Annotated in this window: 19 protein-coding genes; 8 read left to right on the forward strand and 11 right to left on the reverse strand. The window is 44.2% G+C overall.

All coding sequences use genetic code 11. The features are described 5' to 3' along the window. Positions 1 to 270: 270 nt before the first annotated feature. The 4 genes from FX988_RS04410 to FX988_RS04425 all read right to left on the reverse strand — a co-directional run bounded on the left by FX988_RS04410 (position 271) and on the right by FX988_RS04425 (position 3,160). Positions 271 to 465: a CsbD family protein gene (locus FX988_RS04410; protein ID WP_160182094.1), complete on the reverse strand. Its 195-nt coding sequence runs from the start codon at positions 463 to 465 to the stop codon at positions 271 to 273. Between the two features lie 185 nt (positions 466 to 650). After that, positions 651 to 1,106: an MmcQ/YjbR family DNA-binding protein gene (locus tag FX988_RS04415; protein ID WP_160178519.1), complete on the reverse strand. Its 456-nt coding sequence runs from the start codon at positions 1,104 to 1,106 to the stop codon at positions 651 to 653. A gap of 130 nt (positions 1,107 to 1,236) precedes the next feature. Continuing rightward, positions 1,237 to 1,794 (reverse strand): phosphoribosyltransferase, encoded by a 558-nt coding sequence (locus tag FX988_RS04420; protein ID WP_160178520.1) that lies wholly within the window; start codon positions 1,792 to 1,794, stop codon positions 1,237 to 1,239. Between the two features lie 154 nt (positions 1,795 to 1,948). Beyond that, positions 1,949 to 3,160, reverse strand: coding sequence for a lipoprotein-releasing ABC transporter permease subunit (locus FX988_RS04425; protein ID WP_160178521.1), 1,212 nt, complete (start codon positions 3,158 to 3,160; stop codon positions 1,949 to 1,951). A 345-nt stretch (positions 3,161 to 3,505) separates the two neighbouring features. On the opposite strand from FX988_RS04425, the gene FX988_RS04430 reads away from it, so the two are divergent. The 3 genes from FX988_RS04430 to FX988_RS04440 are packed head-to-tail and all read left to right on the forward strand — an operon-like array spanning position 3,506 to position 9,002. After that, on the forward strand, positions 3,506 to 4,102 hold the full coding sequence (locus FX988_RS04430; RefSeq protein WP_160178522.1) for a PilZ domain-containing protein: 597 nt from the start codon (positions 3,506 to 3,508) through the stop codon (positions 4,100 to 4,102). A gap of 5 nt (positions 4,103 to 4,107) precedes the next feature. Continuing rightward, positions 4,108 to 7,590, forward strand: a complete 3,483-nt coding sequence (gene mfd / locus FX988_RS04435) for a transcription-repair coupling factor (RefSeq protein WP_160178523.1) — start codon at positions 4,108 to 4,110, stop codon at positions 7,588 to 7,590. Further along, on the forward strand, positions 7,590 to 9,002 hold the full coding sequence (locus tag FX988_RS04440; protein ID WP_160178524.1) for a CsiV family protein: 1,413 nt from the start codon (positions 7,590 to 7,592) through the stop codon (positions 9,000 to 9,002). Before mfd ends, FX988_RS04440 begins: the two co-directional genes overlap by 1 nt. A gap of 94 nt (positions 9,003 to 9,096) precedes the next feature. Here FX988_RS04440 and FX988_RS04445 read toward each other — a convergent pair whose 3' ends face one another. The 4 genes from FX988_RS04445 to FX988_RS04460 all read right to left on the reverse strand — a co-directional run bounded on the left by FX988_RS04445 (position 9,097) and on the right by FX988_RS04460 (position 14,530). Beyond that, complete coding sequence (locus tag FX988_RS04445) at positions 9,097 to 11,703, reverse strand: TonB-dependent receptor plug domain-containing protein (RefSeq protein WP_160178525.1); 2,607 nt, start codon at positions 11,701 to 11,703, stop codon at positions 9,097 to 9,099. Positions 11,704 to 11,807: 104 nt separating this feature from the next. After that, positions 11,808 to 12,317 carry a RidA family protein gene (locus tag FX988_RS04450; protein WP_160178526.1) on the reverse strand — a complete coding sequence of 170 codons (510 nt, stop codon included), beginning with the start codon at positions 12,315 to 12,317 and terminating at the stop codon, positions 11,808 to 11,810. A 19-nt stretch (positions 12,318 to 12,336) separates the two neighbouring features. After that, positions 12,337 to 12,951, reverse strand: coding sequence for a c-type cytochrome (locus FX988_RS04455; RefSeq protein ID WP_160178527.1), 615 nt, complete (start codon positions 12,949 to 12,951; stop codon positions 12,337 to 12,339). Next, complete coding sequence (locus tag FX988_RS04460) at positions 12,941 to 14,530, reverse strand: flavin monoamine oxidase family protein (RefSeq protein ID WP_008303110.1); 1,590 nt, start codon at positions 14,528 to 14,530, stop codon at positions 12,941 to 12,943. Before FX988_RS04460 ends, FX988_RS04455 begins: the two co-directional genes overlap by 11 nt. A 426-nt stretch (positions 14,531 to 14,956) precedes the next feature. Here FX988_RS04460 and FX988_RS04465 point away from each other — a divergent pair, with 426 nt between their 5' ends. Beyond that, positions 14,957 to 15,955, forward strand: a complete 999-nt coding sequence (locus FX988_RS04465; RefSeq protein WP_160178528.1) for a LysR family transcriptional regulator — start codon at positions 14,957 to 14,959, stop codon at positions 15,953 to 15,955. Between the two features lie 52 nt (positions 15,956 to 16,007). Here the strand turns inward: FX988_RS04465 and FX988_RS04470 are convergent, their stop codons facing one another. The 3 genes from FX988_RS04470 to nagZ all read right to left on the reverse strand — a co-directional run bounded on the left by FX988_RS04470 (position 16,008) and on the right by nagZ (position 19,319). Further along, entirely contained in the window at positions 16,008 to 16,334 is a 327-nt protein-coding gene (locus tag FX988_RS04470) for a YunC family protein (RefSeq protein WP_160178529.1), read from the reverse strand. Positions 16,335 to 16,593: 259 nt separating this feature from the next. After that, a complete protein-coding gene (locus FX988_RS04475) occupies positions 16,594 to 17,970 on the reverse strand; it encodes an SLC13 family permease (protein WP_160178530.1) in 1,377 nt (458 codons plus the stop codon). 347 nt (positions 17,971 to 18,317) lie between these two features. Beyond that, positions 18,318 to 19,319 (reverse strand): beta-N-acetylhexosaminidase, encoded by a 1,002-nt coding sequence (gene nagZ, locus FX988_RS04480; RefSeq protein ID WP_160178531.1) that lies wholly within the window; start codon positions 19,317 to 19,319, stop codon positions 18,318 to 18,320. A gap of 262 nt (positions 19,320 to 19,581) precedes the next feature. On the opposite strand from nagZ, the gene nadK reads away from it, so the two are divergent. The 4 genes from nadK to FX988_RS04500 all read left to right on the forward strand — a co-directional run bounded on the left by nadK (position 19,582) and on the right by FX988_RS04500 (position 25,030). Then, a complete protein-coding gene (gene nadK / locus FX988_RS04485) occupies positions 19,582 to 20,457 on the forward strand; it encodes an NAD(+) kinase (protein ID WP_160178532.1) in 876 nt (291 codons plus the stop codon). Positions 20,458 to 20,866: 409 nt separating this feature from the next. Next, positions 20,867 to 22,540 (forward strand): DNA repair protein RecN, encoded by a 1,674-nt coding sequence (gene recN, locus FX988_RS04490; protein ID WP_160178533.1) that lies wholly within the window; start codon positions 20,867 to 20,869, stop codon positions 22,538 to 22,540. 113 nt (positions 22,541 to 22,653) lie between these two features. Then, positions 22,654 to 23,010, forward strand: coding sequence for an outer membrane protein assembly factor BamE (locus FX988_RS04495; protein WP_007986752.1), 357 nt, complete (start codon positions 22,654 to 22,656; stop codon positions 23,008 to 23,010). A gap of 433 nt (positions 23,011 to 23,443) precedes the next feature. Then, positions 23,444 to 25,030, forward strand: a complete 1,587-nt coding sequence (locus tag FX988_RS04500; RefSeq protein WP_160178534.1) for an ABC-F family ATPase — start codon at positions 23,444 to 23,446, stop codon at positions 25,028 to 25,030. Positions 25,031 to 25,143: the final 113 nt, after the last annotated feature.

A 25,143-nucleotide genomic window follows, 5' to 3' on the forward strand; every position in this document is an offset into this window, starting at 1 on the left:
CAACCTAAGTAATCATTGGCTTGAAGGCTGTTAGTCGCCTTCAGTATATGCTGATGAACGAGTATAAGCTGAGCGAAAAAAATGCATAATTTTATTCCCCCCGTGTAACAATTACACAAACTTTTGCGAGCGAATGTACGACGATATTTTGCTTTGGGATGGCTAAATCACGTCTGTGGTAAACAAAAACGGTCAGAAGAAATCAAAAAAAACGCCAGCAGAGAATATCTGCTGACGCTTTTTTATTGACGTATTTGAGTGGAGTCGCGACTAATTATCGAAGAACTCGTCTACTTCGCGCTGAGCTTCTTCCTTAGACTTGCCGTATTTCTCTTGAATTTTACCAACAAGTTCAGTGCGATTGCCTTCCATCTTATCCAAATCATCATTGGTTAATTCGCCCCACTTTTGTTGGGCTTTACCTTTTAACTGTTTCCAATTACCTTCGGCTTGATCTTGATTCATCATTATCTCCCTTTAATAAAATATTTCGAAAATTCCCCTAACACAAAGTCGTATCAAGGCGTGCTTCAAAAGTAAAAGAGCAATCATTGTGCCAGCGGTAATCGCGGCTTAGTATTTAATTGAGTAGTAGCAAGAACACGTAAATCTATAGACCGACTGGGAAGGACTGTAATCTGGGAATGAGATCACAGATGCAATAGCAGTGACATCTGCTCCTTTTTGGGTAACTTATTCACTACCAACTTATATGAATTAAGTATCATACGCTGTAGCTCCCCTTCAGGCAGGCTACCGTCTAATATAACGGTATTCCAATGCTGTTTATTCATATGATAACCAGGTAATACTGCACTGAAGACATCCCTGAGCATGATAGCTTCTTGAGGATCGCATTTAAGGTTCATCCTATATTCCTGCTTATCATCAGCTTCACTTGCTTGGTTATGTCGACTCACTGCGCCAAAAGCCAAGGTAGCAAACATTTTTCCTTTCACTTTGTAAACCGCCACATCAGGGCCAAACGGAAAATCCTCAATTGTTTCTGGAAAGTCCAGCAGCCATTGCCGTGCCTTTTCGCCAACTAGACGACTCGACTTAACAACCGCCTGATTTTTCGTTAGTTTGATGCTAAATGCTGTCATTGGAAATCTACCATACATACAAGACCACATTGAATATTAACTAAAATACCTAGTTTTTCTAACACACACAAAAAAGGAGCAACGAAGCTCCTCTTTTTACAGCATTTTCAGTGCGCTAGGCACAGCCTAATTAGACCAAAATATCTCTCACGTTAGCGAGGTCTGTTTTACCATTGATAATCTCATCTGGGGTTAACCCTGAAATTTCATGGGGGAACACCAACCACTCTTCACTTTCGTGAACAAAGTAATCCGGTACTATGTCTGTTTTGTTATTCTGCGGTTTGTAGTACGGGCACGCAATACGCACATTTTTCGGCATGTTCGCACGGGACAATTTCTTAATTTGCTTAATAAGCGCGTCAACACTACGCCCAGAATCAAATACGTCATCTACAATCAACAAGTCATCATCCGCATTGGCGTTTTCAATTAGGTAATGCAAGCCGTGCACTTTAATCGTTTTAGATTGTTGATCAATTCCGTAATAAGATGATGTACGCACCGCAATATGATCTGTGTCTACTTTCTTAAAATCAAAATATTCTTGAACCGCGATACCTATTGGGGCACCACCACGCCAGATACCAATAATAAAATGCGGACGAAAACCGTCCTCGTATACCTTTGATGCTAAGCGAAATGAATCTTCTAACAATTGCTGAGCGGTGATAAATGTTTTTTCCATCGAAAAACCCTTTAAAGCATGGACGACCACTGACTGCTTAGGCAACAAATCAGAGCACGAATATTAAATCATCGCCCATTATACACTGAAAAAACACAATATGAGACGAGGATTATTGCAAATTTGTGACGCTCTTCAGTCAATTGCTGCAAATTTATTCGTATTTTAACGCGCTTGCTGGGTCCACCTTGACAGCGCGATAGGCGGGGTAAATACTGGCAGCGAAACACAACAGCAATGAAAATAAAATAAGCAGAACGATTTGGTGCCAATGCATTTCAATCGGCAGCCCTACTCCCCCTGTCGCCGCCATAATAGGCAAGTCAAACAAGCTCAGTAAATTATTTAATTGGCTAACCAATAACAAGCCCCCTGCCGCGCCAAACAGTGTGCCTTTTATGCCGTTATATAATCCATTAAACAAAAACACCTGCATAACGCGAGCGCGTGATAGGCCTTGGGTAAGCAAAATAGCAATGTCTCCCTTTTTCTCTGTGACGACCATCACTAAGGCTGAAACGATGTTAAACGCTGCCACAGCAATAATCAGCACCAACATAAGTGCCATCATGTTTTTTTCCATTTTAACTGCATCGAACAAAGGGCCTTGGCGTGTGCGCCAATCATCACTACTTAGTCCCATTTCAGTGACTTTGTCCACCACGGATTTGTACTCAAATGGGTCTTGCAGAAACAAGCGCGTTTGGGCTATGCGACTGACTTTATTGCGCATTAGTTTAGCGCTGTCGTTGATATTCATTAAAATCACTTTCGAATCAAGCTCAGAGCCCACATCATAAATACCGATAACCGTAAATAAACGCTGGCTCGGCATTTGTCCAAACGGACCAAATACACTGCCTTGGGCAGATAAAATACGCGTTTGCTCGCCCAGCCTCAAATCTAAGCGTGTAGACAATGCTCGACCCACGATAATCCCATAGCTACCAGGACTTAAATCGCTAATCTGCCCAACCACCATATTTTCAGCGATAATAGAGTGCGCATCAGTGGTTTGCGGTTCAATACCCTGAATCATCACCCCTTCTAGACTTCGGGATGATTGCACTACCCCTTCTGACTCAATGAATTTACTAGTGGCAACCACACCAGGCAATTGAGATAAGTCTGAAATGATCTGCTCACTCTCGCCTTGCGTATCTACCACTACGTGAGGTGCAATACCCAAAATGCGATCTTTTAAATCCCCCTCAAAGCCGTTCATCACAGACAAAACGGTGATCAGGGACATTAAACCAAGCGCAATGCCGATAGCTGAAAATGCGTTGATAAACGCGATGAAATGATTACCTTTTGACGACTTTGCGTAACGCAAACCGATAAAAGCAGAAACAGAGTGAAACATGCTAGCAATAGACTCTTAGCCAAGGGTTAGGGATAATTCAACGTTAATGTTAAATCAGGCAATTTTAGCGCCACGCAATTTTTAACGCCACGCAGGTTTTAGCGCATTGCATTAATGCAATTAAAAAAGAAGAATAAAACGTCTTCATCAATAATCGTTTAACTCATGGTAAAGTAAAACGTTTTTTGAATAATACGCTCTGGTCATAACGCAAACAAGGTTACACTAGGTCAAGTGATGTTATAACGGATATTTACCCTGTAATATCTCAATTAACCTATAAATGGACGATAAAAACCTAAGCTAAAGCCACGGTAACCAAAGACATCCAGTTTCGGAGAATACATGCACGGCACCAGCCTCGAAGAAAAGCAGCAACAATTCAATGCGTTCTTTACCATAGAACATGCCATACGGGTGAACGTTAAAGCCGTAGCAGCTGGCTTTTCTTTGCCCGATGCCGATGATCTAGGCGAGCATATGCCCTACGCGTTTCGTGTGGCCAGTGAAGCAACCTCAATGGATGCTCAAACGCTACGCACCTTGCGTAATATGGGTGAGCATGGTGAAGAGTTGGCCAGCTTTTTAAATGCACAATCGCGTAAAATCGACTTATTAATGTCCCTCGTATTGCAACAGCAAGATGATCCCAGCCAAGCATACGAGTCAGTCAAATTTGGGGGTGGCGGCATCATCGTTAAGTGCGACGAACCCTTCGAGCTTGAGCAAATCATCGAATTAAAGCTTTTTTTGAAAGAAGAAGCCTCCGCCATTTTCTGTTTCGGCGAAGTCATTGGATGCGAGCAGGTAGGCGAGCACTATCACGTATCACTTATTTACAACTGCATCCGTGAAGAAGATCAAGACCTTCTGGTACGAGCAAGTTTACATCTTCAAACAGCGCAACTGCGAAAACGCGCCAAGCAACAAAAGAACGACTAATTTACATGACAGCAAGTATTTTCAATCCAACGCTGGCCAAAGGCCAAAGAGACGCTATTCACTGGGGCAACTTACACGGTAGTAGTTTAGCCCTAGCGATTGCCAACGCAGCAGGCAAAACTAAGGGCCCTATATTATTGGTCACAGCTGATACCCCCAGTGCCATGAAATTAGAAAAAGAATTAACCTTTTTCTTGCAGGGTAAAAAAATACAAGTACAGCTATTCCCCGACTGGGAAACCCTGCCCTACGATAATTTTTCGCCCCATCAAGATATTATTTCCCAACGCCTAGAAACACTTTATCGACTCACTCAGGCGGAAAATAGCGTCTTTATTGTACCGGTAAATACCCTGATGCTGCGCATGGCGCCAACAGATTATCTCAGTCAATACTTGTTGTTCTTAAAGGTTAATCAAACCTTAGACATTGACACCTTTCGCTCAGGTTTAGAGCGCTCTGGCTATCAACATGTCAATCAAGTCATGGGGCACAGTGAGTTCTCCATCCGCGGCAGTATCATCGACTTATTTCCCATGGGTAGCCAACAACCCTTTCGAATCGATATGTTCGACAATGAAGTAGACAGCATTCGTTATTTCGATCCAGACAGCCAGCGCTCAGGGGATAAAATAGATGAAATAAAGCTATTACCAGCCCGAGAATTTCCTACCGATCAAGATGGTATTAAATTATTTCGTCAACAATATTTAGAAAAATTTGACGCCAATAACTCGAAAGAATCCGTCTATTACCAAGTGGGTAAAGGCATGATGCCCGGCGGTATAGAATACTATTTACCGCTGTTTTTCGAGCAAAGTGCCACACTATTTGATTATCTGCACCACGACACCTTGCTCATGATGCACGGTGATTTGGCCAAGGCCTGTGACTTCTTCTGGACCGATGTAAACGAGCGCTACGAACAATTGCGCTACAATCTAAGTCGGCCACTTATGGCACCGGCTGACCTGTTTCTACGTAACGAAGAACTCTTTGCTGCGTTAAAGAAATGGCCCAGGATCACTATTGAACAAAACGCCAAAGAGCAGAAAGCGGGCGTGACCAATTACGACACCCGTACCATAGGCGATATCGCGATTAAATCGCAAAATAAAGTGCCTTGGGCAACCTTAAAACAACGCGTGACAGATTGGCAAAAAAACGGCAGTAAAGTGTTGTTTAGTGCTGAGTCTCAAGGTCGTCGGGAAAGCCTACTCGATTTACTCACTAAAGCAGGCATCAAGCCCAAAGCGTTTGAGCATCTAGATGCCTTTCAAAAAAGCAAAGAGCAACTCGGTATTACCATCGGATTAGCCGAGCATAGCTTCGTATTATTTGAAGATAACAAAGAACTGGCGTTTATTACCGAAACAGAATTACTCGGGCATAAAATCAGTCAGCGCCGATTACGTGACAAACGCCAAGCGACCGACGAAAATGCCGTCATTCGTAACCTAGCTGAGTTGGCCATTGGTCAGCCAGTCGTGCATTTAGATCACGGTGTGGGTCGTTACCTTGGCCTGCAAACATTAGATGCAGGGGGGGTCACTACAGAATATTTAACCATCGAATACGCCAAAGAAGCCAAGTTATACGTCCCTGTATCTGCCCTGCATTTGATCAGCCGTTACAGCGGTGGTGATTTAGAAAAAGCCCCCCTGCACAACTTAGGCACCGAAACCTGGAGCAAAGCTAAGCAAAAAGCTGCTGAACGGGTACGCGACGTCGCAGCACAGTTACTTGATGTATATGCCAGACGCGCAGCCAAACCAGGGTTCTCGTATAAAATAGCGTGGGACGAGTACCAAGCCTTCAGTGACAGTTTCCCCTTTGAAGAAACCTTAGACCAGCAACAGGCCATCAACGCAGTGATTCAAGACATGGGCAGCAGCAACGCTATGGACAGACTCGTGTGTGGTGATGTGGGCTTTGGTAAAACAGAAGTCGCCATGCGTGCAGCATTTATCGCTGCCAATCAAGGCAAGCAAGTGGCGATTTTGGTGCCCACGACATTACTTGCTCAGCAGCACTATGAAAATTTCAAAGACAGGTTTGCTGACTGGCCGTTTAAGATTGAAGTGATGTCGCGCTTTGCCAGCGCCAAAGATCAAAAAGGCGTTATGGCCGGTTTAGATGACGGTAAAGTGGATATCGTGGTCGGTACCCACAAATTGCTACAAAGTGATGTAAAGTTCGATGACTTAGGGTTGGTGATTATTGACGAAGAACACAGGTTCGGCGTACGCCAGAAAGAGAAGTTCAAAGCCCTTCGCTCGGATGTAGACATTCTTACACTCACTGCTACCCCTATTCCGCGAACGTTAAATATGGCGTTGTCTGGCATGCGAGATTTATCTATTATTGCCACGCCACCAGCCAAACGATTAGCCATCAAAACCTTTGTCAATCAGCGCAGCAAAGAGCTTATTCGCGAAGCCATCATGCGTGAAATTTTACGCGGCGGTCAAGTTTACTTTCTGCACAATGAAGTAGAAAGTATTGAGCGCACAGCAGATGAAATTGCCGAAATTGTACCTGAGGCCAGAATTGCTATCGGTCATGGTCAAATGCGCGAACGTGAACTTGAAAAAGTCATGGGTGATTTTTACCATCAGCGTTACAACGTTCTTGTGTGTACCACCATTATTGAAACAGGCATCGATGTACCATCGGCCAATACGATAATCATGGACCGAGCAGATCACTTAGGCCTTGCCCAATTACATCAATTGCGCGGTCGTGTGGGTCGCTCTCATCACCAAGCATATGCCTACTTGTTAACGCCTCATCCTAAACGCATGACCAAAGACGCCAAAAAGCGTTTGGACGCCATTTCTTCTTTAGAAGATTTAGGCGCTGGTTTTGCCCTTGCCACCCACGATCTAGAAATTCGTGGTGCAGGTGAATTACTCGGTGATGACCAAACAGGACAAATCACCACAGTAGGCTTTACCTTGTATATGGAAATGCTCGAACAAGCCGTTGAATCACTAAAAGATGGTAAAGAGCCCTCTCTTGATGCCGCCCTTGCTAACCAAACAGAAATTGAATTGCGCGTACCTGCGTTGTTCCCAGAAGATTACGTCAATGATGTGAATACCCGTCTATCGCTGTATAAAAAATTAGCCAGTTGTAAAAACGAAAAGCAAATTAACGAAGTGCAAATCGAATTAATTGACCGCTTTGGGTTGCTCCCTGACGCCGCAAAAAATTTAGTTCAAATTAGCCTAATGAAATTAGTGGCAAAGAAAGTAGGAATTAATAAAGTTGAAGCAAACAATGCGGGAGGAGCGATTGAGTTCTCTGATAAAACCCAAATCGACCCAAGTTTTATTATTAAACTGATACAATCACAGCCGCGTATTTATCGCCTTGAAGGTGCCAACAAGTTGAAATTCAATGTGCCTACTGAGTCCGCCAGCGATAGACTGCAACTTATCCTGGATATGTTAAACGAATTTAGCCAGCAATTACGAGCCGCTTAATGCCAATAATGTTTAGTTGTATAAAAACCATAAACCGCCCAACCACAATGCGAAAACCTAAGCTTGCTATAACGCTTCTCGCGCTAAGCTGCACCTTAGGCCTGCACAGCACCGCACAAGCAAAGGACTGGTGGTTTGATATTGAGGTTATCGTGTTTAAGCGCGATATTGCTGCTCAAAGTATTGCTGAAAGCTTCGAGCACAAAGCGCCAGAATTTGCCTCAGCAACCGCCTTTGACTTACTTAGCGATTATGTCACGCCCGATTTAACATATATGAATGCAGGTTTGCCGCATTGTGATATCAGCATTGAAGATAAACTGAAAGAACAACAAGCCCGTGAACTCACCCTAACAAACCATGTATTCACCCAAACCGATTATTCCTATCTTGATGCGCAAGACGCACCCGAGTTAGACGAGACAAGTGCGTTGTTTGAGCAATTAAACGGCTCGCAAAACACGCAAAGCGATGGGCAAGATGAGCGCGCTGACGCTCTCAATGAGCAAACACCCCCAGATAATGATGCTGCTTTAGCACAGCGCACACTAACCGAGCCCACTTGGGTTAAATGGCAAATCCCGCCATCCTTACCCTGTGCATTTGCCCAAGACAAAGTATTGCTTTTAGGACCTTATGATCACCCTATACCCGAGACTCAACCAACCCATATCCCTCGTGTTATCGACGGTGTGGAATGGCCGGGTCGTCAAAGCCCGTACCTGCTGCCCAAAGCGAGCTTAGAATTAACAAAGCTTGAAGAGCATATTCGCTGGCAAAAGGATTTAACCCCTCTTTTGCATGTGGTGTGGCGTCAGCCAGTCGTATTTGGTAAAGACAAGGCGCAGCCTTTCAAATTGATTGCTGGCGAAAACTACGCATCAGCGTATGCGCAAGACGGCAAACGAAAAGTGGAAACCGCGCCCAAAACAATCGAGGATCCACGTTTTTTAGATGCTCAACAACACACAGACGCACCTAAGTTAGAGCTGGCAAATGATGCTTTATTCGCCCAAATCAATGCTGCTATTACCTCTTCCGAACCGGCTAAAATAATAGACTTTAACCAAAGTGAGGGCGCTGGCGGCGTTGCCAGTATTGACGCAGAAGACTTTATGCATGTTGCCGAAAATCCATTATGGCAAGTTGAAGGTGACTTCAAAGTGTACCTTGAGAACTTAGGGCGTACTCCCTACTTACATATCGACAGTGATCTTGATTTTCGCGCACCGATCACCTTACGGTTGCCCGGAGAAACCGACGTAGCGCCGAATAACTTTTTGCAGAGTTTTCACTTTGACCAACTGCGCAGAGTTATTTCAACCCAGTTACACTACTTTGATCACCCTTTGTTTGGCATGGTGGTACAAATTCGCCGTTATGAACCACCAAAAGAAACTGACCACAATTAAGTGCTAGCGTAGACACAGAAAAGCGGCTCAATTGAGCCGCTTTTTTATGAACGAATAATAAAGTCGTTCGAAAACTGTTTTACCTAAGGGTTTCCTAGAAAACAGTATTTAACCGCATGTAGTAGTAACCGCCTTGCCAATCAACGATGTTGCTTGACCAATAAACCGCACCACAACAGTCGTCGCCATCATCTTTGTCTGGGTATTCGTCAAAGATGTTACGTGCCCCCGCTGCGATACTCACATTTTCACTGATTTGGTAAGTGGCTTCTAAATCGAAAAACACCGTTGGATCGTACTCTTGGCGCGTTGTCGCATCAGAGCTGATCGCGTTTTCGTAAGAGCCATACACGTTCGCGCGCACCAATAACGTTAAATCATCAAAGCTGTGTTTCGCTGACGCGACACCACGCCATTTGGGAATGGCATTCTCCAAATCGAATTGGTCTTCTGCATTCAAGAAATCAGAGGCATCAGAATCAATTTCGGTTTTGTTGTAGTTAATCGAGGTACTTAACACAGTGTCACCCATGGTATACGTCACGACAAAATCCATACCGTTGGTCACCGTGTCAAATGCATTTTGAAAGTAGTTAACGCCGCCAATGGTGTTAGCGCCTTCTACTCCTGCTGCTTCTAACTTCAAGAAGTTTGCGTAAGCATCTGCATCTGTTTCGTCGGTTGATACATCGAGCGTCGATACCGCATAGAAACGGTCTTCAAGCTCGATACGGTAGAAATCCAACGTGACATTCAAATCATCAATATTGCCAGTTACACCTAGGCTGTAGTTTAACGATTTCTCAGGTTTTAGGGCTTCAGCACCTAAAGCTTGACCCACCGCACTTAATGCAGGGAACAAACCTGTTGCTACCGGTAACCCTTCAGGTAAGCGCGTTGATACGTTTGTCGTACCTTGCTGACCAGGCGTAGGTGCTCTAAAACCAGTGCCCACAGAGCCACGCATGTTAAATTCATCACTCAAGGTATATTTAAACGCCAATTTACCTACTAATTCCGAGCCAAAATCAGAGTAATCCTCGTAACGCATAGCGGCTTGTAAAAATAATGCTTCACTGACGTCACTGCTCACATCGGCGTAAATACCGTGCATGTCACGCTCGTACTCGCCTGAATATTCTGGCGAGTATCCAGGGAAACCGTTAGAGCCAACACCAACCGCAGTGTAAACAGGATCATCAGAGTTTGAACAATCCAAGGTAGAGCCCCCTGCGATAACTGCTAGACCAGCGGCAGTCGTACCGCCTGCATCGTCACAGAATCCCCAAGGATCAGAGGTCGCATAAACACCTGCCGAGTATGAGGCTTCATCACCGCCTTTTAGCTCGTAGGTTTCTTCCATGTAGGTTGCACCGAACGCAAATAGCACATCTGAATACAAACCCAAATCAAAGTATTTGGTGAAATCAGCGGAGAATTGCAATTCTTCGTTGATTAAGTCCCCGGGATGAAATTCCGTAGGTGAATCAGCCCCCATCGACGGGTTGATGGTGTTCTTCAACGTGTATTCAATTTCATTTGAGCCATACCGACCGCTGAAATCGTATGTCATACCATTTGCAAACTCACCTTCTAAGCCAGTAACCAAAGAGAAATCGGTGATATCACCGAAAAACCGTGGCGTGAAACCACCAGGGAATTTTTCAAGGGGACTATAGATAGAGCCATCTTCTTGGCGTAAATCTTCAATGGTGCCGTTGCCCGGATAACGGTAATAGAAAGACGCATCACCTTCACTCTCAGAGTAGTTACCAAAAGCGTAAAACTTCATATCGTCGTTAAATTCATAACCACTATTGAAGAAAATGCGTGTTGCAGAGGTATTAGGTTGTCCCCAAGGCTGAACAACGTCTTCACCGCCTAAATTAGCATTTGCCATCCCTGCAACAAAGTCAGGGTCGCTCAAATAAGGGTTTGCTGCACCGCGGGGATCGCTTGCATCACTACACCACCAGTCTTCACAGTATTGCTCACCGCGGTTGGTGGAGTCTGAATCTGCATATTCAGCTGATAAACTTAAAAAGCCATTGTCACCTAACGAGAAACCTAGGTTACCCGTTAGCGTGATTTGCTCACCATCACCTTCGTAGTATTGCCCCGCGTCAACTGAAAACGAGCCGCCTTCGTCATTGTCTTTTAATACAAAGTTAATAACCCCTGCGATAGCATCTGAGCCGTATTGGGCTGCAGCACCATCTCGCAATACTTCGACGCCTTTAAGGGCAGATGATGGAATGGTAGCAATATCAGGACCTTGTGTACCAGAACCCCCAATTTGTACCAAAGCAGAACGATGACGGCGTTTAGAGTTAACGAGTACCAAGGTTTTATCCGTTGGCATACCGCGTAACGTTGCTGGGCGAATAAAAGACGCACCATCAGAAATAGGCTGGCGCTGTAACGAATATGACGGAACTAAGGTTTTTAATATGTCATTGGTGTCCGAGAACGGAACAGCAGCTAGGTCGTCTTCACTCAAAACATCAACCGGTACAGGTGAGTCAGCGAGTGAGCGAGGAGCACCACGTGAGCCGGTAATAACGACCTTCTCGTAAGCAGCGGCGGCTTCATCTGGCGTTTGGGTTTCTTGTGCGATTGCTGATGAAATAGCAACAGAACTCATTGCGCAGGTCACCAACCCGGTTTTTATTGCTTTGCTAAGTTTATTTTGCTTAAGCATGTGTGTTCACCTTTTTTATTTTTAATCTCTGCGAGCTAATTAACTTGGCTTTCCGTTATTGCACAGCCTGCTCGTCCCGAGCAGGTCTCCTATCAAACTGGTTTTTACTCTGGCTTAGCCAGCACCACTTCAATTTCTATTAGCATGTTCGGACCACCTGCCAAACCTGCGATTTGAAAAGCAGAACGCGACGGTTTATTTGGCTGCTCCTTCGTACCGAAGTACTTGGTGTATGCCTTCATAAATCCACCGAAGTCCATCTTTCCATCCATGGTAGGGTCACCTACCATGAACACCTGCATTTTGACGACATCGCCAAAATCAACGCCTAAGTCTTTAAACGAGCTCTCTAGTCGTTTAAATACACTCAAGGCTTGGGTTTCCGTGTCGCCGTAATATTCACGACTGCCTTTCTCTGCATCTGGATTAACTGGGCCTGGGGTCATACCCGCATGAAAAATCAATGTGGTATCAGGGGTGACTTCAACCGCACGGGAGATAGGAAACGGGTTGTTATTAGGTAAAGCATGACGCGTGACTTCTGCAAAGCTGCTAGCACTAAATAATGCGGCAGTTGCGGCGACTAAAATGCGTTTTTTCATGGTTTTGTTCATCTAAAGGTAACTCCTGGTTTTATTTAAGTTGGCTGATATACGCTGCGAGGTTTACCGCATCAGGATCAGATTGCACCATGGAAACGGCGGCTTTCATTTGTTGTCCGTACACGTCTTTTTGGTCTGAACCGCGAATACCTGCACGAAAGTGATTAATTTGTGTCAGCAAATACCAGTCATTTATACCCTTAAGGCGCGGAGCGCCCATGGCTTGATTTCCTGCACCATTGACACCGTGGCAAGCTGCGCAGCCTTGATATAGATTTTTTCCTGCTTCTATATCACCATGGATAGTGGGCTCTGGTGCCGGCGACTCGGTTTTACCAATCCAGTTAGCGATAGCGGAGATATCGCTCGGAGTTAAATGACGCGTCATAGCCTGCATTTCGCTGCCAGTCACATCGCTGGTGTGTGCCCCGCGAATACCTTGCTTGAAATTATTTAACTGACGTTCGATATACCATTTAGACAATCCGCCTAAGCGCGGTGCTTTAATATTGGCGTTGCCCTTTAATTGGCTTCCGTGGCAGACAGTGCAGTATTCGAGTCCTGCAGGTGTAGGTACTTCAGAGGCACGCACCATACTTGCTGTGCCAGCAAACAAGAGAATGAAGAGTGTAGATTTAAGCGACATGACTGGCTGCTCCGCTTTTAGTGTGTGAACTGACAAGTTGGTTGAACTGTTTCAGAGCTTGCTCACTAGAGGCCAAGGCTCCCTCTTGCCAACCACTGTGGTGACTTATTTGATCGCCAATCATGAAGTGACGACCTTCCGGCTTTTGCAACAGGTGATAATATTTATCGAAATCTTCAGGGCTCATGCGCATACCACAACCCATTTGGTGATTCATACGGGCCCAAGGAATACTGATACCGTTTTCGATGTATTTACTGCACCCAGGATGGATTTTCTCTGCGGATAGCGCCCCAGCGGTCAGTCGCTCTTGTGGGGTCATTTTTTCAAATATGCCGCTGACTTTAGCGTCCCAAGTATATGCTCCTAGTAAAATGCCTTTTTGCGCATGAATATCATGCGACGGATACCACAATTGATTGATAGGGTCAGTGGTATAACTAATACCGCCGTAAATACCATCACGCTCCCAAAAACGCTCACTCATCTGATAGGCAATTTTAAATAAATGCCCGCGTTTCACGCTGTCTAAGCCGGCTTGATAGGTTTCAGAGAAATTATTGTCGATTCCCGCCATGAAATAAGCCGGAATGTTGTTGAAACAGTAATCTGCTTGAACCGTGTGCAGTTTGCCACCTTGCTCATAAGTCACCTCAACACCGTTATCACGGTTAAAGATTTTCTTCACTTGCGCGTTGAGTACAGGTTGGGTTTTGAGGTGACGTAAAAAGCCTTTGATCACACCGTCCATTCCCCCGACAGGCTCCATTAGCGGCTCGCACCAATCGTACAGCTCTGCTCCTAAAAGCCCGCCATACCAAAACTGGCTATCGAGCATGGCTTTTAATTCAATTGGTGCGTGGGGAGTCGGAAATTCCAGCATGCGATCAGTCGTAGAGCCTGCTCGCTCACTACCAATGTATTTACCGTTTTCGGTTAAGTCACCATAGGTTTGCGAAAACTTCATGAGTTTCGCGACGTCTTCTTCAGACATCATTTGATCAAAGTTATGTGAGTCTGCTGACTTCCACAGTAACTCTGACATTAACCCGCGCACATCTGTGTGGTATTCAATAATACGCTTTGGTTTACCGTCTAAGGAGTTGTCGTCATGAAAATATGCCATCTTGCTGCTGTTGGCTTTGATCTGTAACGGTACATTCAATGCTCTGCAATAGTGCAACAAACGTCTATGGTGGCCAGGAATACGTGCAGGACCGCAGTTAAAATACAAATTATCTTGTTTATCAAATTGGCAAATTTGGGTATTGCCCATTTCATCGATTTTGTCGCCGTTGCGCACGGTTAAGTTACGCCCGCCAGGTCTAAACGAGGCTTCTAAGATTGTGCAATGAATACCCGCTTTTTCGAGCTCAAGTGCAGTGGCTAATCCCGCTACACCGGCTCCTAGAATAAGGGCTGTAGGTTGTTCGCCTTTAGCGGCAGGTGTGATGTGAACAGGCCCAGAATAACTATCATCAGGCATTAACCCTAAGGCAAGACTGGTTTTAAGTAATGCTGATGAACCGCCTGCTGCCCCTACATAATTGAGAAATTGTCTTCGAGTAATATTTAGCATAAGCGTTCTAACGTACTTCCTAATTTATCGTTCTAATGAGTTGCAAAATCAGGTTTATATGCTAACGACACGCATCAAATCACAGAACGCACAATAGTATTGTGCCGCCCCATATTTTTTTTATACCCCTTAATTTATAAGGGATTGAGTGACACTAAAGGGAAAATAAAGAAGCTTCTAAGCCGTATCCTTTACAAAAAAGCATAAGTTATGCGGCATTAAAATTGCTCTTCTCCTCGTAACGTTAGTTAACAACGATAAGTAACGCATTTGGTAGCGAAGCATGATTCCATTCTTTACTGAGAACTGACTCTTTATTTGGAGCATAAGCTCAATCATAGAGCATATGCCAGATCGGCACTTAATTTGCTGCCATGTATTTACTAGGCAATTATTTGAACAAAACAGCGTGAATTTGGGTACTGAATGAATACAAAACAATTAGAGTATTTTTTGGCCACAGTTGAGCAAGGAAGTATTTCAAGTGCAGCTAAGGTGCTAGACGTCGCGCAACCTGCGATCAGTTTACAATTGGCGAACTTAGAACATGAATTAAAAATCAAATTATTCGAGCGGAATTTTCGCGGAGTATCTCTTACGCTTGCAGGAACGCAGTTTGAAGAACATGCGCGGTTAATTTTAAACCAAATTAACACCGCAAAATTCGATCTTATAGGCCTACAAACCGAGTGCAAAGGCAAAGTCGTTATCGGCCTTAGCCAGTCATTGTGCAATGTGTTGTCAGTGCAACTACAAACCGAATTAGAACATCGTTTCCCCAACGTCGAATTGGCATTTAGGGTGGGCCCATCCTATATGGTAGAAAGCTGGTTTGCTGAGCAACAAATTGATATTGCCCTGTGTTACAACGTTGAGTTGAGCAAACATGCCGCCAGCTCACTGGCGCTGATGAACGAAAATTTGTATCTGTATATCTCACCACGTCCAAAAAACCCAAGTTACAGTGAGCTAACCTTGTATGGCTCAATTCCCTTCGAAGCGTTGCAAGATTATGAATTATTTATGCCCGACCGCAGAGATGCTTTGCCTAAGCTACTTGAAGAACAAGCACACAAGCGAGGGATTAAGTTGAAAACGCGAAATGCATTTGGCCAGTTAATGACCACCTTACATTACATTTCCCAAGGCTTCGGCTTAGCCATATACCCCTCTTCTGCAACCTGTCATCTAGAAGTTAATCATCAAATCAGGGCGATAAAAATAACTGAACCAGAATTAAAGCGTGAAGTGTATTTGCGCCTAGCAGATCATCAACATAAAAATCCTGCGGTAGCGGCTGTTTTTGAGCTTATTCGCGAAACCACGGCAAACTTGCATGCAGATAACAGCTGGCGAGGTGAATTATTGGATAGCAAATACCAACAGCAGTCTGTGATTAATATTGAATCCGCCGTGGCCGGCTAGGTGTTTGCTACCTAGCCTCTTTTACTGACTATATTTAGCAGCTAAAGCAGCCCTAGCGTAAAATATGTAGCGCTTGGGCTCCGCTCATTCCCGTTTCTACACCTAATTGACGTGCCGCTTTTGATACTTGGGTTACCGGTCTTTGTAACATATCATCATGGGTTTTCACTCCTGAGACTATAGCGCATGCTTCACCGGTTTTTTCGCACGTTTTCACGTCAACGTAAGCACACGCAAGTAGCCCTTTGGAGCCCTGTATGGTTAGCAAAGGTAACTCTAATTCAATCCGTTCGCGCTTTAATTCTCCCCAGTTAAATTCTGACGCTTGAGCCCCAATACTAAACACTAGGCTGAGGGCAGCCCCAATTATCTTCACCATATATCGACTCCTCAAACATGTTTTATAATAAAGTAGACGCGAACTTTCGCAGTATTAATGCCAGTCAGGCAGCTCAGTTAAGAGCCGTGAAAATCTTAAGTACTTGATTTTGTTGCACCAAAAGCGAGAAATTAGCGAGGTGTATTGCACTCATTTGTCGCCACTGTGGGGCGTTCATAACGAGAACGTAGCCTTCATAAGCGCTGCCTTTATAAGCGCTGCAACTAAAAAACCACAAGCAAACCTCACAACTTCCGTACTAACGCAACATTGCATAACACAGCAAGCCAACAATACTAGAAATTAAAAAGCTCAAAATGGCCCCTTCTTTAACCATATCATTTATGCTGACTTCACCTGAGCCATAGACAATAGCATTGGGCGCAGTAGCAACAGGTAACATAAAAGCACAGCTGGCTGCCATGGCTGCAGGGATCATAAATAGCGCAGGGTCGTTATCAGAAGATATTGCAGCCACTGCCAAGATGGGCATAAGCAGTGTTGCAGTGGCGGTATTGCTAGTGATTTCCGTTAGATAAGTCACGATCAAGCAAATGGCTAAAATAACCATTACGAGGGGCAAATTCGTCAAACCCAGTAACCATTGCCCAAGAATTTCGCTTAAACCAGAAGCGCTAAATCCTTTTGCTAATGCAATGCCACCCGCAAACAAGAGTAGTACGCCCCATGGGATGTTTTTAGCGGTCCCCCAATCGAGCAATCTGCTGCCTTTTCCATTGGGAACCACAAACATCACCACAGCAGCGGTTAAGGCGATGGTGCTGTCACCCGCATAAGGAATATCAAACCAGCCGCTCCAACCGCCAAAAGGTTCGTTGCGGGTTATCCACGCCAGCGCAGTTAAACCAAACACCCATAAGGTTCGCGATTCTTCTTTACGCCAGGGGCCCAGTTCTGGCAATTCAATATCATGCTCTAATGTCACGTTGCGCGTCAGCCATAATGCGATAATAGGTAAGCTGATTAATACCACCGGCACGCCCACTTTCATCCAGGCTAAAAAACCAAACTCGTGCCCTGTTTGCTGTTGATAAATACCGGCAAATATCACATTTGGTGGCGTTCCGATCAGGGTTCCCAGTCCACCGACACTCGCTGAGTACGCTATCCCCAAAATTAAAGCGACTTTTAGTTTCGGGTTGTCTACATGGGATAATACCGCCAATGCCATTGGCAATATAATAAGTACAGTGGCAGTGTTTGAGATCCACATGCTTAAGAAACCAGTTGCAAAGGAGAACCCCAATACTAGGCGCCGCCCACTGCTCACCCCTACCATACGCACCATGTAAACGGCTAAACGCTCGTGGGCACCACTTCGTTCTAAAGCGGTGGAGAGCATAAACGCCCCCATTAGCAGCAAAATAACGTGACTACCCAACGCTGAGGCAGCAGTGCCATGGTCGAGTACACCAAATAACGGTAGTAATGCAAAGGGTACCAACGAAGTAGCAGGAATAGGCAAAGCTTCGCTCACCCACCAAATAACCGTTAATGCCGTAATAGCCGCCGTAACAGCGGGCAAATATTCAACCAGTGAATAACGTAAAAATCCGTAAAACGCAATCGCCACGACTGGGCCAATCAAAATAAAGTGCTGACGGGTTAACTGCATAACATGTTCTGTCCTGATGTATTGTCCTAAGAGGTTACTTAGGTTTGACGCATATTTATCTTCCCCCCTGCTTTATGAATATCGATAAAACAGAGCGTGTTCACAATGAAAAACAATCATAAGGTTTCGCTCAAACGCTAGTTGGCCTCCCGTATTTTGACCCGCCGAGTCATCAATTTAGCCGAGCTATTCGCCTCGTGTACTGACGTGCTGGCCGTCCGAAAATGCTGCGTGACCTAATGAGCGTCGTGATCTAACCCGCTGCGCAACCTACCCCGCTGCGCAACCTACCCCGCTGCGCAATCTAACCCGCTGCGCAACTTAGCGTACGGTCTTGAACTAACACCTTATTGATTGTAATACTCTTCTAGTGTTCGCAGTGCGCTTGTGTAAGCATCTGTTTTACCAAGCGCTTTAAAATTAGCGCTTGACGCCTTAGCTAATTTCGGTAAACGCGGATTATGCGGAAAATCACTCGGTAAGCTGTCGATAACTTGCACGGCAGCGTCCGGATTATTGCACACCAACACCATGTCACATCCAGCATTTAATGCCGCGCTTGCTCTTGCGGCAAAGTTACCAATAAATGCCGCCCCTTGCATGGATAAATCATCAGAAAAAATCACGCCTTCAAATTGCATTGCTTTACGTAGGTAGGTTTGAAGCCACACGTTAGAAAATCCTGCAGGCATGTCATGCACATCAGGGTAAACAACATGTGCGGGCATCACCCCATCGAGTAATCCCATTTCGTTTAAGCGGGTAAAAATCTGCATATCCAACTGAGTGATTTGTTCTAAGCTGCGATTATCGACTGGCATAGCTATGTGGGAATCTTCTTTTACATTACCGTGCCCGGGAAAGTGTTTACCTGTGGCTTTCATGCCTGCACTGTGCATGCCTTTAATGAACTCACTGGCCATCTGAATTAAAGGCTCAGGCTGAGAATGAAAAGAACGATCACCTATTACGTCCGATACACCGTTTAAATCCAATACCGGCGCAAAACTTAAATCAATATCAAATGCCAAACACTCGGCTGCCATCAACCAACCAAAGGTTTTGCAGTAGTGTTGGGCTTTAGATAGATCCTCTGCGCATTGATGGTATATCGCCCCCATTGCAGGAATGGCACTGAAACCATCACGAAAACGTTGTACTCGCCCACCCTCATGATCGACACCGATTAACACCTGATTTCGTGCCGCTAAACGAATTTGCGCAATAAGTTGCGCAAGTTGCTTTTGATCATAATAGTTACGGCTGAATAAAATAACGCCACCCACCAGCGGATGGTCGAGCAACTCTTTGTCATCAGGTGTTAATTCACAACCTGTGACATCTAACATTATTGGTCCCATGAATCATCTTATAACGCGTTAAATTAAATCCACTATAAGAGAAGCCGTTAAATAAACAAAGTCTCAAACGCCCCTTAATAGATTAAAGTGCAAATTATTCTTAAATAGCGCCTAGACAATAAACAAACACGCATAATCTGCGCACAAATCAAGCGTTAGAACCCTTAGAAAAATCATAGACATAAAAATGTATGACATTCCGCGCTGGGCATGATTATACTAGGTAAAATCGTTATTTTATTGAGTGACTATGGGTTTTCACACCGTTGGATTGATAGGCAAGCAAGGGCATTCTGGAGCGAATTTAAGCTTGCAGGCTCTGATTGTTTATCTTAAACAAAAAGACTGCCGAGTCATTGTTGAGCAAAGCTGCGCGTCGCAATTAAAAGGCAACGGATTTGAAATAGCCGACCTGAACACCATAGGTACCCAAGCCGATTTAGCCATTGTGGTCGGTGGTGACGGCAATATGCTTGGCGCCGCTCGCGTGTTGGCTAAACATAATGTTGCGGTAGTCGGCATCAACCGAGGCAACTTAGGCTTTTTAACCGATATCAACCCAGATGATTTCGAACGCCAACTAGACACGATTTTTACTGGTGAGTGCCAAATCGAGCAGCGCTTTTTGCTTGAGCTTGAAGTCTATCGAGGGGGTGAGCTTCAAAGCACCAATTCAGCGGTAAACGAAGTGGTTTTGCACCACGGAAAAGTCGCTCACATGATGGAGTTCGAAGTCTACTTAGATGAAAACTTCGTTTTTAGTCAACGCTCTGATGGGCTTATTGTTGCTACTCCAACCGGTTCAACAGCGTATTCATTATCCGGTGGAGGGCCGATTTTAACTCCGAATTTAGATGCTCTTAGCCTAGTACCTATGTTCCCTCATACGCTCAGCGCTCGCCCCATAGTAGTGGATGCCAACAGCACGGTACGCATGAAAGTATCCAAAGAGAACAAAGATAATCTGCAGGTCAGTTGCGACAGTCACATCGTGCTCACCGTATTACCCGGAGACGAAATAGTCATCCGCAAAAACCCAGCAAAATTATCGCTAATCCACCCTAAAGATTACAATTATTTCAACGTGTTACGCACAAAACTAGGCTGGGGTAGTAAACTTTACTAACCCTAGTTGCAACACAACTTAAGCTACTGTCTTTAGATAATCGAAGATTTGATAAACCACTTTTTCGAAATATTTATACCAATTCCATTAAATAATTGGCCTGCAGGCCTGTATTGACCATAGTGTTTGACGCGAAATTTTGTATACAGTCAATTCAGTTTTGCCTACGCCAATCATCACTACATAAAGTCGTCTCTCACTTGCAACGCGTATAGTCAGTACCTAGCCATAAATATCTCTTTATTTTAGCGCCACAGGTAACCCTTATAAAAGGATCTATCTTATTGATTTACAACCATTCCACCTAGTTGTAAAAAAAGACACTGTCGCTAATACTGAAAAAGTTCACTAGACAGGCGCGTAAATATGTATATATTTACAGCAACTGTATATTTGAACAGGCTTTGATATGTTACTTCATTTATCTATTCGAAATTTTGCTGTGGTTAAATCATTAGACATCGATTTAGCGCAAGGTATGACAGCGGTGACAGGTGAAACCGGTGCCGGCAAGTCTATTTCTGTTGATGCCCTAGGACTGTGCCTCGGTGACAGGGCCGAAGCGGGGTTCGTACGCAGCGGAGCTGATAAAGCTGAGCTGTGTGCATCATTTGACGTGAGCAAATTAACACTCGCGACTAAATGGTTGCAAGAGCACGAATTAGATGACGGAGATGATTGTTTAATCAGACGGGTTATTTCAAGTGAAGGTCGCTCTAAAGCCTTCATTAATGGTACGCCTGTACCGCTAAGCCAACTGAAATCTTTAGGTCAATACTTATTAAGCATTCATGGTCAACATGCCCATCAACAGATTTTAAAAGCAGAGACACAGCGCGAGTTGCTCGACAACTTTGCCGAGCACACTTCCATACTGAACAAGGTAGCGCTGCACTATCGCTCGCTGCAACAAAAACAAAAGCAATATCGCGAACTTTTGGCTGGTCAACAACAACGTGCGGATCGTTTTCAGCTTTTGTCTTATCAAGTCTCAGAGCTAGATGAGTTTGCAATCGGTGAAGGTGAATTTGGTGAGCTTGAAAGTGAACATAAAAAACTCAGCAATAGCCAAGCCTTGCTAGAGCAAACCCAATTAAGCTTTTATCAGCTGTATGAAGCAGATGACTTCAATGCATTGTCAGCTGTGCAAAACAGCATAGATAGATTAACGGAATTACAAGAGCACGACCCTTCCCTTTCACCCATTTTAACGCTATTAAATGAGGCCAGCATTCAAATTGATGAAGCCGCCCAAGAGCTTAGACACTACACTGAGCAATTAGAAATTGACCCCATGAAAATGCAACAGGTAGAAGCCCGTTATTCGCAAGCGTTGGATTTAGCTAGAAAGCACCAAGTGCAAGCTGAAGGCTTATATGATTATCATCAAACATTAGCTCAAGAATTATCACAACTATCTCAAGACGATGAATTACTGGAAAGTATACAAGAAGAATTAATTTCACTAGAAAAGCAATACTTTGACAGTGCTGAGCAACTCAGCTTATCGCGCACCAAAGCCGCCGGTAAATTAGCGAAACAGGTAGAAAGCCAAATTCATAAAATGAATATGGTTGATGCGATATTTAAAATTGAAGTTGAACCGCAAGCCAACAGCGCCCCGAGTAAACACGGTTTAGATAATATTCAATTCAAAGTATCAACGAACAAAGGCCAGAGCTTAGATAAAATTGAGAAGGTCGTTTCTGGAGGTGAGTTATCGCGTATTGGTTTGGCAATACAGGTTATTAGCTCTCACAATAGCCAAGTTGCCACTATGATTTTTGACGAAGTCGATACCGGTATTAGTGGCTCGACCGCTTCAGTGGTAGGTCATCTACTGCGAAAGTTAGGAGAAACCTGCCAAGTAATTTGCGTAACGCATTTACCCCAAGTGGCTGCGCGAGCGCATAACCAAATGTTTGTCACTAAGTTCAGTGACAAGAAAACGACTGAGACTCACATGATTTCTTTACAAGAAAGTGAACGAATTGAAGAGTTGGCACGTCTACTAGCTGGAGACAAATTAACAGATTCTGCGCTCGCCAACGCTAAAGAGTTACTACAAATCAGTAATTCATAACAATTATGCATTGATTAGGCTATCTTGGCTGAGTTAGGATGCTTCGCCTAAGGACCTTTAGCGAAGTATGTGTAGGGTCATTATTTACCTATTAGCTGAGAATTTAAATAAGAATGAAGTTTAGAAATATATTGGTGGTGATTGCTGCCTCGTTGATGTTATCTGCATGTGCTGATTGGATTTATCGAATTGACGTTCCGCAAGGTAACTTTTTGGATGAGCGTGACGTAAGTAAATTGCGTATTAACATGACAAAAGAGCAAGTAGTGTACGTATTAGGAAAGCCCGTTGTTGAAGACTCTTTTGATCACGACACTTGGTATTACTTGTATCAAATGAAGCGCGGCATGGCTAAACGCGGTAAAGATTTTCGTAAGGAACTGACTCTTAGCTTTGTAGATAACCGTGTTAGCGAGGTTTCTGGAGACTTTGAGCTCTCTGAAGACTTCTATACCCCGTTAGATGAGTAAGCCTCAGCTTAAAAAATAACAAATGTCGGTTAATTTATTCTTTATCATTTGCGTGCAGAATAAATTAATCGATCTTCAGTTACCTAGCCAATAGCCACCATATATTTTTGGACTTTATAGTCTTTTAGAGCCCTCCTCTTCTTTTCTTTTTACTGCGTAATCTAGTTATTTACCGCTATTTAATTTAGCGACAAACCCGCTAATCTGAGCGAGAGCAGGTATATTTGTCATAAAACTGACGGTAATTCCCGCTAATATTAGCCGAGTCATGGGCGCTTATGGCATAATATGCGCCGCATTTTCCTCAAGCTGACGCGCAAATGAATGCATAACTCGACATTTGATTTATGACTTTCATCTTTAGCTATTATTGCTAACACAATGAATAACGCTGAGGAATAACACTTTTCACCTCAAATACCGGAAGAACACATTGTTAACGACCGCAAACATCACAATGCAATTTGGCGAGAAGCCATTATTCGAAAATGTATCAGTTAAATTTGGTAACGGAAATCGTTACGGCCTAATCGGCGCAAATGGCTGTGGTAAATCTACCTTTATGAAAATACTAGGGGGAGATTTAGAGCAAACAGCAGGTAATGTATCAACTGACCCAGGCGAGCGCATTGGTAAGTTGAAACAAGACCAGTTCGCCTACGAAGAATACAGCGTTATCGATACGGTAGTGATGGGTCATAACGAGCTATGGAAAGTAAAAGCTGAGCGAGATGCGATTTACGCTAATCCTGAGATGACAGAAGAAGATGGCATTCGCGTAGCCGATCTAGAGTCTGAGTTTGCGGAAATGGACGGCTATACAGCCGAAGCCCGAGCAGGTGAGCTATTGATTGGTGTCGGTATTCCTGTTGAGCAACATTATGGGCCTATGAGTGAAATCGCTCCAGGCTGGAAACTACGAGTGCTGTTAGCTCAAGTTATCTTTTCAGACCCAGATATCATGTTACTCGATGAGCCGACTAACAACCTGGACATTAACACCATTCGCTGGCTGGAAGGCGTATTAAATGAGCGTAATTGTTCAATGATCATTATTTCTCACGATCGTCATTTTCTTAACAGTGTTTGCACCCACATGGCAGACTTAGACTACGGCGAGATCCGTTTGTTTCCAGGTAATTACGATGAATACATGACGGCCTCGACGCAAGCGCGTGAGCGACTCGTCGCTGATAATGCCAAGAAGAAAGCACAAATTGCGGAACTGCGCACCTTTGTTAGTCGCTTCTCGGCAAATGCTTCTAAGTCTAAACAGGCAACATCTCGCGCTAAACAAATAGACAAAATCAAACTTGATGACATTAAACCATCGAGCCGTCAAACCCCTTTTATCCGTTTTGAGCAAACGAAGAAGCTACACCGTAACGCCTTAGAAGTAACAGGCTTAAAGAAGTCCTATGAAAAAGAATTGTATAACGGCCTAGACTTAATGGTTGAAGTAGGCGAGCGGATCGCGGTTATCGGTGAGAATGGTTTAGGTAAAACTACCCTGCTTAAATGTTTAGTGGGCGATACAGACTTAACTGCCGGTGAAGTAAAATGGTCAGAAAACTCAAATATCGGCTATTACGCTCAAGACCACGCCCATGAGTTTGAAAAAGATATGACGCTTATGGAGTGGATGTACCAATGGGCGCAAGAAGGCGATGATGAGCAAGTCATGCGTGGCACACTTGGTCGCTTGCTATTCTCACAGAATGAAATTACTAAGTCTGTTAAAGTGATATCAGGCGGCGAACAAGGTCGAATGATGTTTGGTAAGTTGATGCTTCAGCGCCCTAATATTCTGGTGATGGATGAGCCAACAAACCACATGGATATGGAGTCAATTGAATCATTAAACTTGGCGCTTGAAAATTATGCCGGTACGCTCATTTTTGTCAGTCACGACCGAGAATTTGTTTCGTCAGTAGCGACCCGTATTATTGAAATTACCCCAAATGGTGTTGTGGACTTCCGTGGCAACTATGAAAGTTACCTAGAAAGCCTAGGCGCCTAGCGCATGATTTAGAGCGCTCACCGCGCTCTTTAGATACAAAAAAAGCCTGAATCACATTTAGTGATTCAGGCTTTTTTTGAAACTTAATAGGCTGATACAACGCTCTGTATAAG

Origin of the sequence: Paraglaciecola mesophila (genome assembly GCF_009906955.1) — a bacterium.
GTDB lineage: Bacteria > Pseudomonadota > Gammaproteobacteria > Enterobacterales > Alteromonadaceae > Paraglaciecola > Paraglaciecola mesophila_A.

Bases quoted from the DNA above. Each gene is read 5' to 3' on its own strand.
- FX988_RS04410 (WP_160182094.1), bottom strand. From the start codon at position 465: ATGAATCAAGATCAAGCCGAAGGTAATTGGAAACAGTTAAAAGGTAAA.
- FX988_RS04415 (WP_160178519.1), bottom strand. From the start codon at position 1,106: ATGACAGCATTTAGCATCAAACTAACGAAAAATCAGGCGGTTGTTAAG.
- FX988_RS04420 (WP_160178520.1), bottom strand. From the start codon at position 1,794: ATGGAAAAAACATTTATCACCGCTCAGCAATTGTTAGAAGATTCATTT.
- FX988_RS04425 (WP_160178521.1), bottom strand. From the start codon at position 3,160: ATGTTTCACTCTGTTTCTGCTTTTATCGGTTTGCGTTACGCAAAGTCG.
- FX988_RS04430 (WP_160178522.1), top strand. From the start codon at position 3,506: ATGCACGGCACCAGCCTCGAAGAAAAGCAGCAACAATTCAATGCGTTC.
- mfd (WP_160178523.1), top strand. From the start codon at position 4,108: ATGACAGCAAGTATTTTCAATCCAACGCTGGCCAAAGGCCAAAGAGAC.
- FX988_RS04440 (WP_160178524.1), top strand. From the start codon at position 7,590: ATGCCAATAATGTTTAGTTGTATAAAAACCATAAACCGCCCAACCACA.
- FX988_RS04445 (WP_160178525.1), bottom strand. From the start codon at position 11,703: ATGCTTAAGCAAAATAAACTTAGCAAAGCAATAAAAACCGGGTTGGTG.
- FX988_RS04450 (WP_160178526.1), bottom strand. From the start codon at position 12,317: ATGAACAAAACCATGAAAAAACGCATTTTAGTCGCCGCAACTGCCGCA.
- FX988_RS04455 (WP_160178527.1), bottom strand. From the start codon at position 12,951: ATGTCGCTTAAATCTACACTCTTCATTCTCTTGTTTGCTGGCACAGCA.
- FX988_RS04460 (WP_008303110.1), bottom strand. From the start codon at position 14,530: ATGCTAAATATTACTCGAAGACAATTTCTCAATTATGTAGGGGCAGCA.
- FX988_RS04465 (WP_160178528.1), top strand. From the start codon at position 14,957: ATGAATACAAAACAATTAGAGTATTTTTTGGCCACAGTTGAGCAAGGA.
- FX988_RS04470 (WP_160178529.1), bottom strand. From the start codon at position 16,334: ATGGTGAAGATAATTGGGGCTGCCCTCAGCCTAGTGTTTAGTATTGGG.
- FX988_RS04475 (WP_160178530.1), bottom strand. From the start codon at position 17,970: ATGCAGTTAACCCGTCAGCACTTTATTTTGATTGGCCCAGTCGTGGCG.
- nagZ (WP_160178531.1), bottom strand. From the start codon at position 19,319: ATGTTAGATGTCACAGGTTGTGAATTAACACCTGATGACAAAGAGTTG.
- nadK (WP_160178532.1), top strand. From the start codon at position 19,582: ATGGGTTTTCACACCGTTGGATTGATAGGCAAGCAAGGGCATTCTGGA.
- recN (WP_160178533.1), top strand. From the start codon at position 20,867: ATGTTACTTCATTTATCTATTCGAAATTTTGCTGTGGTTAAATCATTA.
- FX988_RS04495 (WP_007986752.1), top strand. From the start codon at position 22,654: ATGAAGTTTAGAAATATATTGGTGGTGATTGCTGCCTCGTTGATGTTA.